This is a genomic window from Peribacillus deserti (genome assembly GCF_002863585.1).
Taxonomy (GTDB): Bacteria; Bacillota; Bacilli; order Bacillales; family DSM-1321; genus Paraperibacillus; species Paraperibacillus deserti_A.
This window is the reverse complement of the sequence record NZ_PGUY01000038.1, coordinates 1-18,196: the sequence shown is the minus strand read 5'-3', so window position 1 is coordinate 18,196 and position 18,196 is coordinate 1. Positions and strand designations below refer to the sequence as shown.

The 18,196-nt window shown below is 41.0% G+C and carries 14 protein-coding genes; 8 read left to right on the top strand and 6 right to left on the bottom strand.

What is annotated here, in order from left to right:
* Positions 1–24 precede the first annotated feature (24 nt).
* The 6 genes from mnmG to rpmH all read right to left on the bottom strand — a co-directional run bounded on the left by mnmG (position 25) and on the right by rpmH (position 6,178).
* Positions 25–1,911, bottom strand: a complete 1,887-nt coding sequence (mnmG, locus tag CUU66_RS12305; RefSeq protein ID WP_101642578.1) for a tRNA uridine-5-carboxymethylaminomethyl(34) synthesis enzyme MnmG — start codon at positions 1,909–1,911, stop codon at positions 25–27.
* A gap of 231 nt (positions 1,912–2,142) precedes the next feature.
* The gene (gene mnmE, locus CUU66_RS12300; RefSeq protein ID WP_101642576.1) at positions 2,143–3,528 is read right to left on the bottom strand and encodes a tRNA uridine-5-carboxymethylaminomethyl(34) synthesis GTPase MnmE; all 1,386 of its coding nucleotides are present in this window, start codon (positions 3,526–3,528) and stop codon (positions 2,143–2,145) included.
* A 352-nt stretch (positions 3,529–3,880) separates the two neighbouring features.
* Positions 3,881–4,510, bottom strand: a complete 630-nt coding sequence (jag, locus tag CUU66_RS12295; RefSeq protein ID WP_101642574.1) for an RNA-binding cell elongation regulator Jag/EloR — start codon at positions 4,508–4,510, stop codon at positions 3,881–3,883.
* Positions 4,507–5,283, bottom strand: a complete 777-nt coding sequence (gene spoIIIJ / locus CUU66_RS12290) for a YidC family membrane integrase SpoIIIJ (RefSeq protein ID WP_101642572.1) — start codon at positions 5,281–5,283, stop codon at positions 4,507–4,509. The genes jag and spoIIIJ overlap by 4 nt, the downstream gene beginning before the upstream one ends.
* Positions 5,284–5,513: 230 nt before the next feature.
* Positions 5,514–5,882: a ribonuclease P protein component gene (rnpA, locus tag CUU66_RS12285; protein ID WP_101642571.1), complete on the bottom strand. Its 369-nt coding sequence runs from the start codon at positions 5,880–5,882 to the stop codon at positions 5,514–5,516.
* 161 nt (positions 5,883–6,043) lie between these two features.
* The gene (rpmH, locus tag CUU66_RS12280) at positions 6,044–6,178 is read right to left on the bottom strand and encodes a 50S ribosomal protein L34 (protein WP_082883743.1); all 135 of its coding nucleotides are present in this window, start codon (positions 6,176–6,178) and stop codon (positions 6,044–6,046) included.
* 669 nt (positions 6,179–6,847) lie between these two features.
* Between rpmH and dnaA the strand changes: the two genes are divergently transcribed.
* From dnaA to CUU66_RS12240, 8 genes are all read left to right on the top strand, one after another.
* Positions 6,848–8,197: a chromosomal replication initiator protein DnaA gene (dnaA, locus tag CUU66_RS12275; protein ID WP_101642569.1), complete on the top strand. Its 1,350-nt coding sequence runs from the start codon at positions 6,848–6,850 to the stop codon at positions 8,195–8,197.
* Positions 8,198–8,384: 187 nt separating this feature from the next.
* Entirely contained in the window at positions 8,385–9,521 is a 1,137-nt protein-coding gene (dnaN, locus tag CUU66_RS12270) for a DNA polymerase III subunit beta (RefSeq protein WP_101642567.1), read from the top strand.
* Positions 9,522–9,719: 198 nt separating this feature from the next.
* Positions 9,720–9,932: a S4 domain-containing protein YaaA gene (gene yaaA / locus CUU66_RS12265; RefSeq protein WP_101642564.1), complete on the top strand. Its 213-nt coding sequence runs from the start codon at positions 9,720–9,722 to the stop codon at positions 9,930–9,932.
* Positions 9,933–9,946: 14 nt separating this feature from the next.
* A complete protein-coding gene (gene recF / locus CUU66_RS12260) occupies positions 9,947–11,065 on the top strand; it encodes a DNA replication/repair protein RecF (RefSeq protein ID WP_101642562.1) in 1,119 nt (372 codons plus the stop codon).
* A gap of 9 nt (positions 11,066–11,074) precedes the next feature.
* Positions 11,075–11,317 (top strand): extracellular matrix regulator RemB, encoded by a 243-nt coding sequence (remB, locus tag CUU66_RS12255; protein ID WP_101642560.1) that lies wholly within the window; start codon positions 11,075–11,077, stop codon positions 11,315–11,317.
* Between the two features lie 89 nt (positions 11,318–11,406).
* A complete protein-coding gene (gyrB, locus tag CUU66_RS12250; protein ID WP_101642557.1) occupies positions 11,407–13,344 on the top strand; it encodes a DNA topoisomerase (ATP-hydrolyzing) subunit B in 1,938 nt (645 codons plus the stop codon).
* Between the two features lie 113 nt (positions 13,345–13,457).
* Positions 13,458–16,019 carry a DNA gyrase subunit A gene (gyrA, locus tag CUU66_RS12245; protein WP_101642554.1) on the top strand — a complete coding sequence of 854 codons (2,562 nt, stop codon included), beginning with the start codon at positions 13,458–13,460 and terminating at the stop codon, positions 16,017–16,019.
* Positions 16,020–16,534: 515 nt separating this feature from the next.
* Complete coding sequence (locus tag CUU66_RS12240; protein WP_101642552.1) at positions 16,535–17,611, top strand: HD-GYP domain-containing protein; 1,077 nt, start codon at positions 16,535–16,537, stop codon at positions 17,609–17,611.
* The last annotated feature ends 585 nt before the right edge of the window (positions 17,612–18,196 follow it).

The following is an 18,196-nucleotide window of genomic DNA, read 5'->3' as shown; positions in this document are numbered from 1 at the left end:
CTGGCTAAAATAGGCAGATGCGGGTTATTGACTTAAACGGGCAATTTTACCTTGTTCTAAATATACCAGAAGAATAGATGTATCGGCAGGATTTACTCCTGAAATGCGGGAAGCCTGGGCAACGGAAAGAGGACGTACTTCTTTCAGCTTCTGCCTTGCTTCGGATGCTAGTCCATTAATTGCATCATAATCAATGTTTTCTGGAATTTTTTTGTTTTCCATCTTCTTAAGCTTTTCCACTTGCTGTAAGGATTTTTCAATATATCCTTCGTATTTGATTTGAATTTCCACTTGCTCAGATACATCGGAAGCTATTTCGGAATCTGACGGGACCAGCTGCTGAATTTGTTCATAACCCATCTCTGGCCGCTTTAACAGATCGGAAGCCCTGATTCCATCCTTCAGCTCGCTCCCACCTTTGCTGACAATCAGTTCTTGGACTTCAGCTGTCGGCTTAATGAAAATAGATTTCAATCTTTCTAATTCACTTTCGATTGCAGCCTTTTTCTGAAGGAACTTAGAATATCTTTCTTCTTTGATCATGCCAATTTCGTAGCCTTTTTCTGTTAAGCGAAGGTCTGCATTATCGTGTCTTAGCAGCAGGCGGTATTCGGCTCTTGAGGTAAGCAGGCGGTATGGCTCATTCGTACCCTTCGTAACCAGGTCATCGATCAACACGCCAATATAAGCATCCGATCTGCTTAAAATTAATTCTTCTTTTTCCAGTGCTTTAAGGCCGGCATTAATTCCTGCCATCAAACCTTGTCCGGCAGCCTCTTCATAACCAGAAGTACCATTGATTTGTCCCGCCGTATACAAATTCGGAACCTTCTTCGTCTCTAATGTCGGCCATAATTGTGTAGGAACAACCGAATCATATTCAATCGCATAACCTGCACGCATCATCTGAACATTTTCCAAACCAGGAATGGAAGCAAGCACCTTTTTTTGTACATCCTCAGGAAGACTTGTAGATAAACCCTGCACATACACCTCGTGTGTATTTCTGCCTTCCGGCTCAAGGAAAATCTGGTGTCGCGGTTTATCATGGAAACGAACAACCTTATCTTCAATCGAAGGGCAATATCTAGGACCTGTTCCTTTTATCATCCCGGAATACATCGGAGAACGATGCAAGTTATCATCAATGATTTGATGCGTCACTTCACTTGTATAAGTAAGCCAGCATGGAAGCTGGTCTGTGATAAATTTGGTTGTCTCATAGGAAAATGCCCGTGGAACATCATCACCAGGCTGTATTTCCGTCTTGCTGTAGTCAATCGTTTCACTATGTACTCTCGGAGGAGTACCCGTCTTGAAACGGACTAAATCGAAGCCAAGCTCTTCCAAGTGTTCCGAAAGCTTGATGGAAGGCTGCTGGTTATTCGGTCCGCTGGAGTATTTTAATTCTCCTAAAATAATTTCTCCGCGCAGGAATGTACCTGTTGTGATTACGACCGTTTTTGAATAGTAAGCAGCTCCGGTTTGTGTAATAACTCCTTTACACGCACCATCTTCGATAATCAATCGTTCAACCAGACCTTGCACAAGGTCGAGGTTCTCTTCATTTTCAATCGTTTTTTTCATTTCCTGCTGATATAAGAACTTATCAGCCTGTGCTCTTAATGCCCGCACAGCCGGTCCCTTACCTGTATTGAGCATCCTCATTTGAATATGTGTTTTATCGATATTTCTACCCATTTCACCGCCAAGGGCATCAATTTCCCTGACCACAATCCCTTTAGCCGGCCCACCCACCGATGGGTTACATGGCATAAATGCGACCATATCCAGGTTTATAGTAAGCATCAGTGTCTTTGCGCCAAGACGTGCAGCTGCAAGACCAGCTTCCACGCCAGCATGGCCGGCCCCAACTACTATAACATCATACGTACCTGCTTCGTAAGGCATATCCTTACCTCCTTCTAAACTCTATATAAAAAGCTGCTTTCAGCTTTACATGTTCTTCATGGTTTCGAAAATATTCGCAAGCCTAAAAGGAAAAGGCGGCCATTTTCGGATGCCGCTTTGTTCCTGATTGGATGTTCTTAACCTTCTGAATATATATTTTGAAAACATCGTTCTCTGTTTCATCTGAGCTTCAAACCAATACTATTCAGAAGGCACCGTTCTCCGCTTTTCTTATTTCCCTAAACAGAATTGTGAAAATAGTTGATCTATAAGGCTTTCGTGTACACTGTCGCCTATGATTTCTCCCAGCAGCTCCCAGGTTCTAGTGAAGTCGATTTGAACTAAGTCTATCGGTGTTCCTGCCTCGATTGCTTCCATGGCATCTGTAATGGCGTTTAGCGCCTGGCTGATTAAGGCAATATGACGGGAGTTTGATACATATGTCATATCCCCGGCTTCTAGGGAGCCTGCAAAGAATAAGGAGGAGATCGCTTCTTCCAGCTCATCCACTCCCTGATCCTCTAACAGGGAAGTGGTTACGATCGGGCGTTCTTTAGCCAGTTCTTTCACTTTATCTATATTAATTTTCGATGGCAAGTCCATTTTGTTAATGATAACGATGACATCCATGTCCTCTGTGATTTGAAATAGCTGTTCGTCTTCAACGGTAAGCTCATCGGAATTATTTAATACTAGCAGAATCAAATCAGCTTCTTTTAAGACAGCTCTTGACCGTTCCACACCAATTCTTTCAACAATATCTTCCGTTTCCCGTATTCCGGCTGTATCAAGGAGCCTTAAAGGTACTCCTCTTACATTCACATACTCCTCTATTACGTCACGGGTTGTTCCCGGTATATCTGTAACGATCGCCTTGTTTTCGTGTACCAGGCTGTTAAGGAGCGATGATTTACCGACATTCGGTCGTCCGATGATAACAGTCGATAATCCTTCCCGAAGGATTTTTCCTTGCTCAGAAGTCCTGAGGAGCCGTTCTAATTCACTCTTTACATGGGAAGCCCGTTCCATAAATATTCCATGTGTCATTTCTTCCACATCATCATACTCTGGATAATCTATGTTTACCTCTACATGCGCGAGGGTTTCCAAAATTTCTTGCCTTAATGCTCGGATCAGCTTGGATAGTCTTCCTTCCATCTGTCCAAGCGCCACATTCATGGCACGGTCTGTTTTGGCTCTGATCAAATCCATTACTGCTTCAGCCTGTGATAAGTCTATCCGGCCATTCAGGAAGGCTCTTTTTGTAAATTCCCCAGGCTCTGCAAGTCTTGCACCATTGGCCAGAACAAGCTGGAGTACCCGGTTCACAGAAACTAATCCGCCGTGGCAGTTAATTTCAACAACATCTTCTCTCGTAAACGTTTTTGGTCCCCTCATTACGGATATCATTACTTCCTCTACAACCTTTTCGGTTTTTGGATCTATTAAGTGTCCGTAATGAATTGTATGAGACGCGACTTCGGACAACCGCTTAGCGCTGCGCCCTTTATATATCTTATCTGCAATAGCCAGCGCTTCGTCACCGGAAAGCCGCACAATGGCAATTGCACCTTCACCCATTGGAGTCGATATCGCTGTTATTGTATCAAATTCCATGTCTTCATCTCTCTTATGAAAAATTTTAGAACAAAAAACTATTTTATAAAAAATCTGTTCCAGATTCAAATGTAGTTATCCACAATCAAAAAAACATATAAGTCTCTCTATTTTAACTTATCCACATGTGAATAACAATAAAAGCAAATCGGCAAATTATTTTTTTACTACCTCGTAATCGTTTACGAAGACTTCTTTTATTTAGCTCTAGTAAACTTGAATATTAATTCCATCCGGATTCCCTCCCCTTCTGCGGGAGTCTCAAGTATCCGTTTCAATCAATGAGAAGCTTCAGCCTAAAGATACGCATAAAAAAACTGATCCTTATAAAACTTGAGGATCAGTTTCAGCATTATTTTTTTAATTTGGAAGGTGCGATCACTATATGTCTATAAGGCTCTGCACCGTTGGAATAGGTTTTAATATTTTTGAATTCCATCAAAGCTGAATGAATGACTTTCCGCTCGTAAGAAGGCATTGGTTCAAGTGCTACTTCCCTCCCGGATCTCATCGCTTTTTCAGCCATTCGTTTCGCCAGGGCTGTCAACGTTTCATTTCTGCGTGTCCGGTAATCTTCTGCATCCAGAATGATTGTAAGATACTGTCTTGAACAGCTGTTGGCAGCAAGCTGGGCAAGATACTGCAATGAGTTAAGCGTTTGCCCGCGTTTTCCAATCAAGAGAGCGATTTTATCCCCGGATAAAAGATATGTAACATTTTTACCGGACCGCTTTACATCAATGGTTACTTCTACACCCATTTCTCTGCTTACGTTTCTGATATATCTTTCCGTTTCTTCCACCGGATCCGGTGGAAGTGTTACTATAACCTGTGCTTCCTTATTTCCGAAAATCCCAAGAAAACCTTTTTTTCCTTGTTCAATGACCTCGATCTGGACACGGTCCCGGGTTGTACTTAATTGAGCTAAAGCTGACTCTACTGCTGCATCGACCGTATGTCCGGTAGCAGTTACTTGTTTCACTTTTTCGCTCCTCCCGTATTTTTGGCTGGGGCATTTCGTAATTCCGGTCCTTTAATAAAGTACGTTTGCACAATCATAAATAAGTTACCAACTACCCAGTATAAAGAAAGTGCAGCAGGGAAATTAATCGCAAAAACAACAATCATAATCGGCATAATCCATAGCATCATGGCCATCTGCGGATTTTGCTGTGCTGTTCCAGCCATCGACATTTTCTGCTGAATAAATGTCGTTATACCTGCAACGATCGGAAGAATATAATATGGATCGTGTTCGCCAAGATCAAACCAGAGGAAATTATGGTTCGCAATTTCTCTAGTCCGGCTTATGGCATGATAAAATCCGATCAGAATAGGCATTTGGACGATCAATGGGAAGCAGCCAGCCAGCGGGTTGACACCATGCTTCTGGAAAAGTGCCATGGTCTCCTGCTGAAGCTTCTGCTGTGTGGCAGCGTCTTTTGAAGCATATTTTTTTCTTAACTCCTGCATTTCCGGCTGCAATGCCTGCATAGCTTTAGAACTTCTTATTTGTTTAATCATTAGCGGCAGAATGGCTAATCGAATGACTAAGGTAACGACTATAATGGAAAACCCGTAACTTCCGCCTAAAGCTTCCGCCACTTTAATAATAAATAGTGACAAAGGATAGACAATGTATTCATTCCAGAAACCTGTACTTTCGGCTGTTATAGGTTTATTAACTTGCGAACATCCTGCTAAAAACAGCATCATTGAAATCAAACCTATAGACAGTATGATTCTTTTTTTCAAACGACTTTTCCTCCTTAACTCCTTATCAATCCATTTCAGGCTTAATCTATATCAAGGCAGAAGCCAAAAAAACTGCAAAACCGCATGCTCACTATAATCATTCACAGAAAGCAGCGCTAAACATACATCCTTATGTATCAACCAGTATTGTACCATCTTTTTAAAGGCAAAGCTTCTAAAATTTTTCCAGTTTATGAAGAAGCGGCTTCGGCCTTGTCCAACTTATGATGCTACTTATTAATCCGTTCATTTTTTATCCGCGGATTTATGGACTTACCCACTTTTAATACGTGGATCAAACTGCTTTTCACCTCGAAAAAGTTCAGATCAGCAGCAGGCTTCCTGGCAATGATCACATAATCCCTGCCAGGAATGATATCTTCTTTGATTTCAAGAAAAGCCTGCCTTATATATCGCTTGATCTGGTTACGGACTACTGCATTTCCTATCTTCTTACTAATCGACAAACCGATGCGAAAGTAATCCTGGTTGCTTTTTTCAAGAATGTATATGACAAATTGCCGGTTCGCTACGGATTTTCCTTTTTGAAATACCGTTTGAAACTCTTCATTTTTTTTAATTCTTAACTTTTTTTTCATCTTTACACCTTCATTGAACAAAATTAACCAGATGCATCAGCCTGGATTACAGAAAGCCTCTGAAAAAATCAGCCTTATGCTGAATATCTTCGTTTAGGAATGCTAGGTTATTGAAAAAAATATCTATATGAGAAAAAAAGACCACTGATCATTTCAGTGGCCTATGCAGATAATACTTTTCTGCCTTTACGACGACGAGCAGCTAAAACTTTACGTCCGTTTTTTGAGCTCATGCGAGCGCGGAAACCGTGAACTTTGCTGTGTTTACGTTTATTTGGTTGGTAAGTTCTTTTCATATATGACACCTCCCTGAGGAATAACAGTTACAGACAGTCTTTCTAATTATAGTGATGACTATGGAATTTTGTCAACCTTTCAATAAAAAAAAGATTAGCTGGAGTTTTTTTCTCTATCTGATCCATCCAGGTCATCTACCAAACATATATTATACACTCTCCATGAAAAAAGCAATGTGGATAAAATTCGACAAATTTCTAACTATCCACATGTGATATCGACAAGTTTTTCACAACTTAGATGCCTGTGGAAAAACTTTTTGCACAGCTCTGGGTGATTGTGGATAAACTTAAAAATCCATTGCATCTCTCTCTTTTATTTGATATTATATTTGTGTTTTCACTCTGGATAACTTTATCCACATAAAAGATTATCCACAGATTGTGTATAACTTGTGGATAGTTTATTCAGGGAATGTGTATTTATTTGTCCACAGGGCGTGGATATTGTCGAATAGTCTTTTTTCTTCTTTATTATATATTTTTCAACATTCATAGAGTTGCATAAACATAAACCCCATGCTGTAAACAGGTGTTTTTAGTTGTACAAAGGTTATACAGCATCGGCGGTTTATTGTTGTTGGAAAGATTTCTATATATGTATCAAACTATTCTACTTCAACTTTATACGAATAAAAAAATGCTGATCCTCGTTAGGAGGGATAATTTTTGGAGAATATTGCTGCTTTATGGGATAAAGCACTCGGTAAGATAGAAACAAAGATTTCAAAGCCCAGTTTTGAGACCTGGCTGAAGTCTACCAAGGCTCACTCTCTGCAAGGAGATACACTTACCGTGGTAGCCCCGAATGATTTTGCTCGGGATTGGCTTGAAGAAAGATATTCCCACTTAATCTCCGGAGTACTGCTTGAACTTACAGGAGAAGAACTCGAAGTAAAGTTTATGATCCCGCAGAATCAGGGAGAAGAGGATTATGATATTCCTCAGCCGGCAAAAAAAATCAAAAAGGCTGACGCTGAGACCATTGAGTTTCCGCTAAATATGTTAAATCCCAAATACACGTTTGATACATTTGTAATAGGGTCAGGGAATCGCTTTGCCCATGCAGCATCGCTTGCGGTTGCGGAAGCTCCTGCCAAAGCCTACAACCCTTTATTTATTTATGGAGGAGTAGGACTCGGAAAAACCCACTTAATGCATGCGATCGGACATTATGTGCTGGAGCATAATCCTGCAGCCAAAGTTCTGTATTTATCTTCTGAAAAGTTCACGAATGAGTTTATTAATTCAATTCGTGACAACAAGGCTGTCGATTTCCGCAATAAATATCGAAGCGTGGATGTACTGCTAATTGATGATATTCAGTTTCTTGCCGGAAAAGAACAAACCCAGGAAGAATTCTTTCATACTTTTAACACCCTTCATGAAGAAAGCAAACAGATCATCATTTCCAGTGACAGACCGCCTAAGGAAATCCCCACTCTTGAGGACAGGCTTAGATCACGTTTTGAATGGGGATTAATTACCGATATTACCCCTCCTGATCTAGAAACTCGTATTGCCATCCTGCGGAAGAAGGCAAAAGCAGAAGGGCTGGACATTCCGAATGAAGTCATGCTTTATATTGCAAACCAGATTGATACGAACATCAGAGAGCTTGAAGGAGCTCTGATAAGAGTTGTTGCTTATTCTTCGCTTATAAATAAAGATATCAACGCGGACCTTGCTGCAGAGGCATTGAAGGATATTATTCCAAGCTCAAAACCAAAAATGATCACGATTATGGATATTCAAAAGGCTGTAGGTGAACATTTCCAGGTGAAGCTAGAAGATTTTAAAGCGAAAAAACGGACTAAATCTGTCGCTTTTCCTAGACAGATTGCCATGTATCTGTCCAGGGAGCTCACCGACTTCTCCCTGCCAAAGATCGGGGAAGAATTCGGGGGAAGAGATCATACCACTGTTATTCATGCGCATGAGAAGATTTCAAAGCTCATTCAAAGTGATGTTCAATTCCAGCGACAGCTGCAGGAAATAAATGATCGCCTAAAAGTATAGTTCATTCATAACTGAATAATGTTAATAACTCAACATAAGTTACACACAGTCTATCCACATGTGGATAGACTGTTTTTCCTTACACTTTTTCTACTTATCCACATATCTACAGGGCCTATTACTATTACTACTAATTTTTTTTATAAAAATAATAAATAATAAACGTATTTATTTGGAGGATTAAAAAATGAGATTTATCATTCAGCGTGACCGATTAGTTCAAAGTGTGCAGGATGTAATGAAAGCCGTCACTTCCAGAACAACTATTCCAATTCTTACTGGGATTAAAATTACAGCAACAGAGGAAGGCGTAACTTTTACTGGAAGTGATTCTGATATTTCTATTGAATCTTTCATACCTGCTGAGGAAGCTGGAGACGAAATCGTAGAGATCAAAGAAACTGGAAGTATCGTACTTCAAGCGAAGTTCTTTAGCGAAATCGTAAAAAAACTACCGCTTGGAACCGTTGAAATGCAGGTTGCCAATTCATTTCAAACAATAATCCGATCAGGAAAAGCCGAATTTAACCTTAATGGATTAGATCCAGACGAGTATCCTCTTCTCCCGCAGATTGAAGAAGAGAATACACTTAAGCTGCCAGCTGATTTATTAAAAACTCTTATCAGGCAAACGGTATTCGCTGTGTCCACGTCAGAAACACGCCCTATCTTGACAGGTGTAAACTGGAAGATAGAAAACGGCCATATTAACTGTATTGCAACAGACAGCCACCGTCTTGCTATGAGGACGGCTCCAATTGAGGGAGCTGAGAACAGTTCATACACTGTAGTCATTCCTGGAAAGAGCTTGAATGAGTTAAGCAAAATACTCGATGATAACTCAGATTTAATTGATATTGTCATTACTGAAAACCAGGTTTTATTTAAAGCCAAGCATCTTTTATTCTTTTCCAGACTTCTTGAAGGAAATTATCCTGATACATCCCGTTTAATCCCGACTGAAAGCAAGACAGATGTAGTCGTTCATACGAAAGAATTCCTACAGGCTATAGACCGTGCATCACTTCTTGCCAGGGAAGGAAGAAATAATGTGGTCAAGCTTTCTACAGTGGATAACGGCTTCCTGGAGATTTCCTCCAACACTCCTGAAATAGGAAAGGTTATTGAAGAAGTTCAGACTGATTCTATCGAGGGAGAGGAATTAAAAATTTCATTTAGCGCAAAATATATGATGGATGCATTAAAAACGCTGGAAGGCACTGAAATTAGAGTTAAATTTACTGGCGCTATGAGACCATTTGTCATACACTCACTGAATGATGAAAATATAACTCAGCTGATTTTGCCAGTCAGAACCTACTAAGCTGTACCTGCAAATCAGATACAAAACCTTGTCACGACCCTGGCAAGGTTTTTCCTGTATAACCATCTTATTTGCAAGTCCTCTTTGTAATAATGAAAAAAATTTAGTAAAATTAAGTATTGGGTATCTAACTCTTAAAACTAAGTGCAGTGATGGATAACTTTCGGCAAAAATCTTGCTAAGAAAGAGTGAGGAACGATGAAGCAAATTTCAATTGATACAGAATATATTACTCTTGGCCAATTTTTAAAGCTGGCAGATATTATCCAAAGCGGCGGCATGGCCAAGTGGTTTCTAAGCGAGCATGAAGTATTCATCAACAATGAACTGGATACTAGACGAGGCAGGAAGCTCAGAGATGGAGACCAGGTTGATATACCGGGGCAAGGGAAATATTTAATAAAGAGGTAATTTAAAAACCATTTATGCATATTGAACAATTACATCTAACCAATTATCGGAATTACGCTGATCTGGATGTCTCCTTTGAAAATAAGGTCAATCTCATTTTAGGTGAAAATGCTCAGGGAAAAACAAATGTGATGGAATCCATTTTCGTACTGGCAATGGCAAAAGCACACCGCACCTCACATGATAAAGATCTCATTCGCTGGGACGAAGAATATGCTAAAATAGAGGGAAGAGTTAAAAAAAGAAATTCTTCCATTCCGTTGGAGCTCACTATTTCCAAAAAAGGAAAGAAAGCCAGGGCTAACCATATAGAACAACAAAAACTTAGCCAGTACGTCGGCAATATGAACGTCGTTATGTTTGCTCCCGAGGATCTCCATTTAGTCAAGGGCAGCCCGCAGGTCAGAAGACGTTTTATTGATATGGAGATTGGCCAGGTTTCTCCTGTATACCTCCATGATATGAGTCAATACCAAAAGATTCTTCAGCAACGCAATCATTATTTAAAACTCCTACAAATAAAAAAAACGTCTGATACGGCCATGCTTGATGTGCTCACAGAGCAGCTCATTGAGTATGCCGTAAAGATAGTCGCAAAAAGGTTTCATTACCTTTCCCTGCTGCAGGATTGGGCGTATCCGATTCATTCCGGCATATCAAGGGGCCTTGAAACCCTGAAAATTGAATATATAAGTACAGTCAATGTATCAGAATCTATGGAATTGTCGAAAATGAAGAGTGAATTCGAAGAAAAGTTTGATAAAATAAATACTAGAGAAAAAGAACGAGGAGTCACCCTGATCGGACCGCATCGTGATGACTTGATTTTCCATGTGAACGGCAGGGATGTTCAAACGTTTGGTTCGCAGGGGCAGCAAAGAACAACGGCTCTTTCCTTAAAATTGGCAGAGATAGAATTGATTCATTCGGAAATTGGGGAATACCCTATTTTATTATTGGACGATGTATTGTCTGAACTGGATGATTACCGTCAGTCTCATCTGCTTAATACCATCCAGGGCAAAGTCCAGACATTTGTTACAACGACCAGTGTAGAGGGGATTGATCATCAAACCCTTAAGGAAGCCTCTGCTTACTACGTGAAACAGGGGCATTTGGACCGAGTGGAATGAGGTGATTCTATGTATCTTCACATTGGCGAAGACATTCTAGTTAAAACAAATGATATAATAGTTATTCTAGACAGACAGGTCCTTAAGAATTCAGATATTTTTCAGGAATTTATGGAGAAAAGAAAAGATACGGCCCTGAATCTTACAAAAGGTGAAGTCAAATCTATAGTTGTAACAGAGTCTAAGGTGTATTTATCGCCTTTTTCTTCATCCATCTTGAAAAAGAGGTCTTCAATTATCATACATTCTTAAACACGCTGATAAAATAAACGGGTCAGCTCCGTATAAAATATAGTCTAAAGAAATTTAGCCATAGAAAAGTGTAGGTGATCGGGTTGGCTATGGAACATGATGAAGTACAAAGAGATGACATACAAGGACAATCCTATGATGAGAACCAGATACAAGTATTAGAAGGGCTTGAGGCGGTTCGAAAACGCCCGGGGATGTACATTGGCTCCACTGCGGCAAAAGGTCTTCACCATCTTGTCTGGGAAATCGTTGATAATAGTATCGATGAAGCTCTAGCGGGTTATTGCGATGAAATAAATATTATTATTGAAGAAGACAACAGTATCACAGTTAAGGATAACGGACGCGGCATACCTGTTGGGATTCACGAAAAAATGGGACGTCCTGCAGTAGAAGTTATCATGACTGTGCTGCATGCCGGCGGTAAGTTTGGCGGCGGCGGATATAAGGTTTCCGGCGGTCTTCATGGCGTTGGAGCTTCTGTTGTAAATGCCTTATCAACGGAGCTCGAAGTATTTGTACACCGTGAGGGTAATATCTATTACCAGAAGTTCCAAAGAGGGGCAATCGGAGAAGATTTAAAGGTTATTGGTGAAACGGACCATACGGGCACCACGATCCATTTCACTCCAGATCCTCAGATATTTACAGAGACACTGGAATATGATTATGAGACTCTTGCTACACGTTTAAGAGAACTTGCCTTTTTAAACCGCGGAATCCGAATAACTCTAATGGATAAAAGAGCGGAAAACCGTAAAAATGAATATTATTACGAAGGTGGAATAAAAGCCTACGTAGAGCATTTGAATAGAACGAAAGAAGTGCTGCATGAAGAACCTATTTTCATGGAAGGCGAAAAAGACGGCATTTCCATTGAGGTAGCCCTTCAATATAATGACAGCTATTCAAGTAATATATACTCCTTTGCAAACAACATCCACACGTATGAAGGCGGAACACATGAGTCCGGTTTTAAGACAGGATTAACCCGGATCATAAATGATTACGCCCGTAAAAACGGACTGATTAAAGAGGCTGATGCCAATCTTTCCGGTGAGGATGTACGTGAAGGCTTAACCGCCATTATTTCCATCAAGCATCCGGATCCTCAATTCGAAGGACAGACAAAAACTAAGCTCGGAAACTCTGAAGCAAGAACTGTAACAGACTCTGTGCTTTCAGAAAGATTAGACTCCTTCATGCTTGAGAACCCGTCCGTTGCCAGAAAAATAGTCGAAAAAGGTTTGATGGCAGCGCGGGCTAGAATGGCTGCGAAGAAAGCAAGGGAATTAACAAGAAGGAAAAGTGCCCTTGAAGTCTCTGCTCTGCCGGGTAAATTAGCGGACTGCTCTTCAAAGGATCCAGCGATAAGCGAACTTTACATCGTTGAGGGTGACTCAGCCGGAGGTTCCGCCAAACAGGGACGGGACCGTCATTTCCAGGCGATTCTTCCTCTGCGCGGAAAAATCATAAATGTTGAAAAAGCAAGGCTTGATAAAATTTTGTCCAATAACGAGGTAAGAGCGATGATAACGGCTCTAGGGACAGGAATTGGCGGGGATTTTGATATTTCCAAGGCCCGCTATCATAAACTCATCATCATGACAGATGCCGATGTAGATGGTGCGCATATCAGAACCTTATTATTAACCTTTTTCTATCGTTATATGAGAAATATTATCGAGAGCGGGTACGTGTATATTGCCCAGCCTCCTTTATATAAAATTCAGCAGGGGAAAAGAGTGGAGTATGCCTATAATGACAGGCAGCTAGACGCTATTCTTGCTGAAATGCCAAGTGTTCCAAAGCCTGGGATCCAGCGTTACAAGGGTCTTGGGGAAATGAATCCAGGGCAGCTGTGGGAAACTACAATGGATCCCGAAACCCGCACTCTTCTTCAGGTAACCCTGGAGGATGCAATCGAAGCTGACGAAACATTTGATATATTAATGGGTGACAAAGTAGAGCCCCGCCGTAACTTTATAGAAGAAAATGCATTGTATGTAAAGAACTTGGATATCTAAGGAACACAGCAAGAGAATCTTCTTAGTTTCTTCAAAAAGCAGGGTAGATATGTTCTATCCTGTCTTTTACATATGCATCCGAAAATAATACGTCCTAAAAGGAGGTTTACTCCATGTCTGAGTCTGAAAGATCGAATGTGAGAGAAATAAATATAAGCCAGGAAATGCGTACTTCATTCCTTGATTATGCGATGAGTGTTATTGTGTCCCGTGCCCTTCCTGATGTACGGGATGGCTTGAAACCTGTTCACCGCCGAATCCTCTATGCCATGAATGATCTTGGAATGACGGCTGATAAAGCGTATAAAAAATCAGCGCGTATCGTTGGGGAAGTTATTGGTAAGTACCATCCCCATGGTGACTCTGCTGTTTATGAAACAATGGTACGTATGGCACAGGATTTCAACTATCGCTATATGCTCGTAGATGGACATGGGAACTTCGGGTCAGTCGACGGGGATTCAGCTGCAGCCATGCGTTATACGGAAGCCAGAATGTCTAAGATTTCAATGGAATTAGTCCGTGACCTTAACAAAGATACAATCGATTATAAAGAGAACTACGATGGTTCCGAAAAAGAACCGGTCGTTCTGCCTGCACGCTTTCCGAACCTTTTAGTTAACGGTTCATCAGGTATCGCTGTAGGAATGGCTACCAATATTCCGCCGCATCAATTAGGTGAAGTAATTGATGGAGTTCTTGCAGTGAGCCGTAATCAGGATATTACCATCCAGGAGTTAATGGAGTATATTCCTGGTCCTGATTTTCCAACAGCTGGACTCATCCTCGGCAGAAGCGGTATCCGAAAGGCTTATGAAACCGGCAGAGGTTCTATCACTTTGCGTGCGAAAGTGGAAATCGAACAAAAATCGAACGGCAAGGAAGTCATACTTGTCCACGAGCTTCCATATCAGGTAAATAAGGCGAGGCTCATTGAAAAAATTGCGGAGCTTGTCCGTGATAAAAAAATCGATGGCATTACAGACTTAAGAGATGAGTCTGACCGCAATGGTATGAGAATTGTCATAGAGGTCCGAAGAGATGCAAATGCAAATGTGCTCTTAAATAACCTCTACAAGCAGACTGCTCTCCAAACAAGCTTTGGAATCAATCTGCTTGCCCTTGCCGAGGGCCAGCCGAAGGTTCTGAATCTGAAGCAGTGTTTGGTTCACTATCTGAACCATCAGAAAGTAGTAATCACCCGGAGAACTGAATTCGAATTAAGAAAGGCAGAAGCCAGAGCTCATATTTTAGAGGGTCTGCGAATTGCACTTGATCATCTGGATGAAGTCATTACTCTGATTCGGAACTCCCCAACTACTGAGGCAGCCAAAAACGGCCTGATGGAACGATTCTCTCTATCTGAGAAGCAGGCGCAGGCTATTCTGGATATGCGATTGCAGCGTTTAACCGGTTTAGAGCGGGAGAAAATTGAAGATGAGTATCAAGAGCTTGTCCGCCTGATTGCCGAACTAAGAGCAATCCTTGCTGATGAAGAAAAAGTGCTTGAAATTATCCGTGAAGAGCTGCTTGAGATCAAAGAGCGTTTCAACGATAAACGAAGAACTGAAATTCTGACTGCAGGATTTGAAAATATTGAAGATGAAGATTTAATTCCACAGGAGAATATCGTAATTACGCTGACTCATAACGGATACATTAAGCGTCTTCCGATCAATACCTACCGAAGCCAGCGCAGGGGCGGCAAGGGTATTCAAGGGATGGGGACAAATGAAAATGATTTTGTTGAACATCTGCTTACAACATCCACTCATGACACGATCCTATTTTTCACAAATAAAGGAAAAGTATACCGTGCCAAGGGCTATGAGATTCCTGAGTACGGCCGTACGGCAAAAGGCCTGCCAATCATTAACCTGCTTGGAATCGAAAAGGGAGAATGGATTAATGCCATTATTCCGGTAGAGCAATTTGAAGAGGATTCGTTTTTATTCTTTACGACAAAGTATGGTATTTCAAAACGATCACCACTATCCTCTTTTGCACATATTAGAAATAATGGGCTGATTGCTTTGGGCCTTCGTGAACATGATGAATTAATTTCTGTAAAGCTGACTGATGGAACCAAACACATCATCATTGGTACAAGTAAAGGAATGCTGATTCGCTTCCTAGAAACAGATGTACGTTCTATGGGACGTAATGCTACTGGAGTGAAAGGGATTAGCCTGGATGAAGATGATGAAGTAATCGGCATGGAATTGCTTGAAGAAAACAATAAGATCCTAACAGTCACAAAATATGGCTATGGTAAACGAACAGATGAACATGAATATAGAGTCCAGAGCCGAGGCGGAAAAGGTATCAAAACGTGTAATGTCACAGACCGGAATGGTCCCGTCATTGCGGTTAAGCCAGTTACCGGCGAGGAAGATTTAATGCTTATTACAGCAGGAGGCGTCCTGATCAGAATGTCCATTGATAGTATCTCTGAGACTGGCCGCATCACTCAAGGCGTTAAACTCATCCGTCTGGATGGTACGGATGAAGAATTTGTATCGACGGTTGCAATTGTAGAACGGGAAGAAGAAAAAGATGATGATGAAGAACTAATCGGAGAAGGTTCTGAGTCGGAAGTTCCGAATGAGGAAGCACTATCGGAAGATATTGATGAAAAGGCTTCGAAAGAAGACTCAGAAGAAGAATCTGAATAAATATGAGGGAAGCGGAGCTATTGACCGCTTCCTTTTTTTTTAGGCTATGTTAAAGTTCATTGTTGATTTTGGAACTAAGCTGATTGGAGCGTAAGGTGCGAGACTCCTGCGGGAAAAGCGGCTATTGTCCAGCTCCGGACTGACACCTTCGGTCATAAGCCAATCGCCCTCAAAAGGCAAAAAGCGCCTTTCGCTGCCGCTTGGCTTATGTCTGTCAGGTGTCTGACTTTAATAAAATAGTTTTTTAAAGGAGTTTGTTCATCACAGTCTCTTAAAAGAAGTACTTTGAAAGTCACCGTCCTCCGCTTTTCTATTAAGGGAGACCCCACAGGCGTAAACGCCGAGGAGGCTACCGGACCGCCCCGCGGAAAGCGAGTGCCTGCTAGCTGCAATCAACAGGCAAATTTAACAGAGTTTATTTTTAAAAAGGAAATATATTCTAGTTTTTGGCCAGCTTTTCCTTTACTATATAGTTAAAAACTAGTCCAATAGGCTGGTATGCGGGGTGAGCAGCGTTGCGAGTAAAAGTTGATGAAATACTAACAGGATGTATACTGGCAAGAGATATAACAGGACGTACGGGCCGGCCCATTATAAGAAGCAAGACTGTTTTGAATGAAAATCATCTGGAGATTTTAAAAGCTTTTCTGGTCAAAGAAGCCAGTATCGAAAAAACGATGATTAACGGAAGACTTTTTGAGCCAATGGAGAGAATTGATGAAGAATTTGAGGATATGGGTAATGTGTCCTCTTTCACACAGCATTATTTAAAAGTGGTGCAAAATTATAAAGTATTGTTCAAATCCTGGCAGGCAGGAGCAAGCTTTGACGTTATGAAGGTAAGGGAACTTTTTCTGCCATTGCTTGAAAGAATGTTGAAGTCCAAATCTGAAATCTTCAACCTTCATCACTACTCCTCAAAAGAAGATTATTTATATCATCATGCGATTGCATCAGGATTGATCAGCGGCTATATTGCCAAGGCCCTTCATTATGATGATGGAGAGATCATACAAATTGCTCTGGCGGGATGTTTGATTGACTGTGGCATGGCAAAAATCCCAGCCTCAATCATAGAAAAAAATTCAAGCCTTACTTCTTCTGAATTCGAAGAGATTAAGAAGCATCCAGCTTATGGTTTGAAAATGGTTCAGCAAAGCACTTTTTTACGGGACGGTGTTAAATTTGCCATAGCCCAGCACCATGAGCGGTTAGATGGCAGCGGATATCCAGTTCGGAATAAAGAAGAGAAGCTGCACCCGTTTTCAAAAATAGTCGCTGTTGCCGATGTATTTCATGCAATGACTTCTGAACGGGTATATAGAAAGAAAGAATCCCCTTTTAAAGTGCTTGAAATGATCAGGCAGGATCATTTCGGTAAATTTGACCTTGCTGTTGTACAAACTCTTTTGAATGGAATCTCGACTTATCTTAGTGGAAATATGGTCAAGCTTTCGACCGGTTCAATAGCAAAGGTCTTATTTATTGAACAGAAGACGCCCACACGCCCACTGGTACAGTTCGTAAACTCAGGTGAAATCGTAAATTTAGAACAAAAAAGGCAATGGTACATAGACGAAGTACTGAATTAGCGTTTTGCTCTATCCTTGTAAACGGGATAGAGCATTTTAATTAAGGCTGTTTTCGCAAACTTTGTTGTTTTTGAACAAGGGGGTTGATTTCCACTACAGGATGCTCGCTTTCCGCGGGGCGGGCGCTGAGCCTCCTCGGCTTCGCCTGTGGGGTCTCACCTGTCCCGCTGCTCCCGCAGGAGTCTCGCACCTTACGTTCCAATCAACCTGTTTAACAATAGGGTAGGTTCACCGAACTATTAAAAAACAACAATCTTTTAGAAAAGAGCCTTAATTAAAGCATGGATAAGGCAGTAAAATAAAAGAATTTTACGAATGCCATATCCAGACTTGATTTAATGACTGAACCTGTATATAATAATAAAAGTCGGCAGCAGCAATCATGGCTATTGCAGCTTTGATAAAAAGATGTTGACATTTTATTTTAAATCTGTTATTATTATTTAGGTCGTCATTACGACTAACGTTGCTCTTTGAAAACTGAACGAAACAAGACGCCAGGTATTTTCTCTCTGAGAAAATACAAAAACAAGTTTTAAACTTTTAAGAGCTATATCAAACATTCTTCGGAGAGTTTGATCCTGG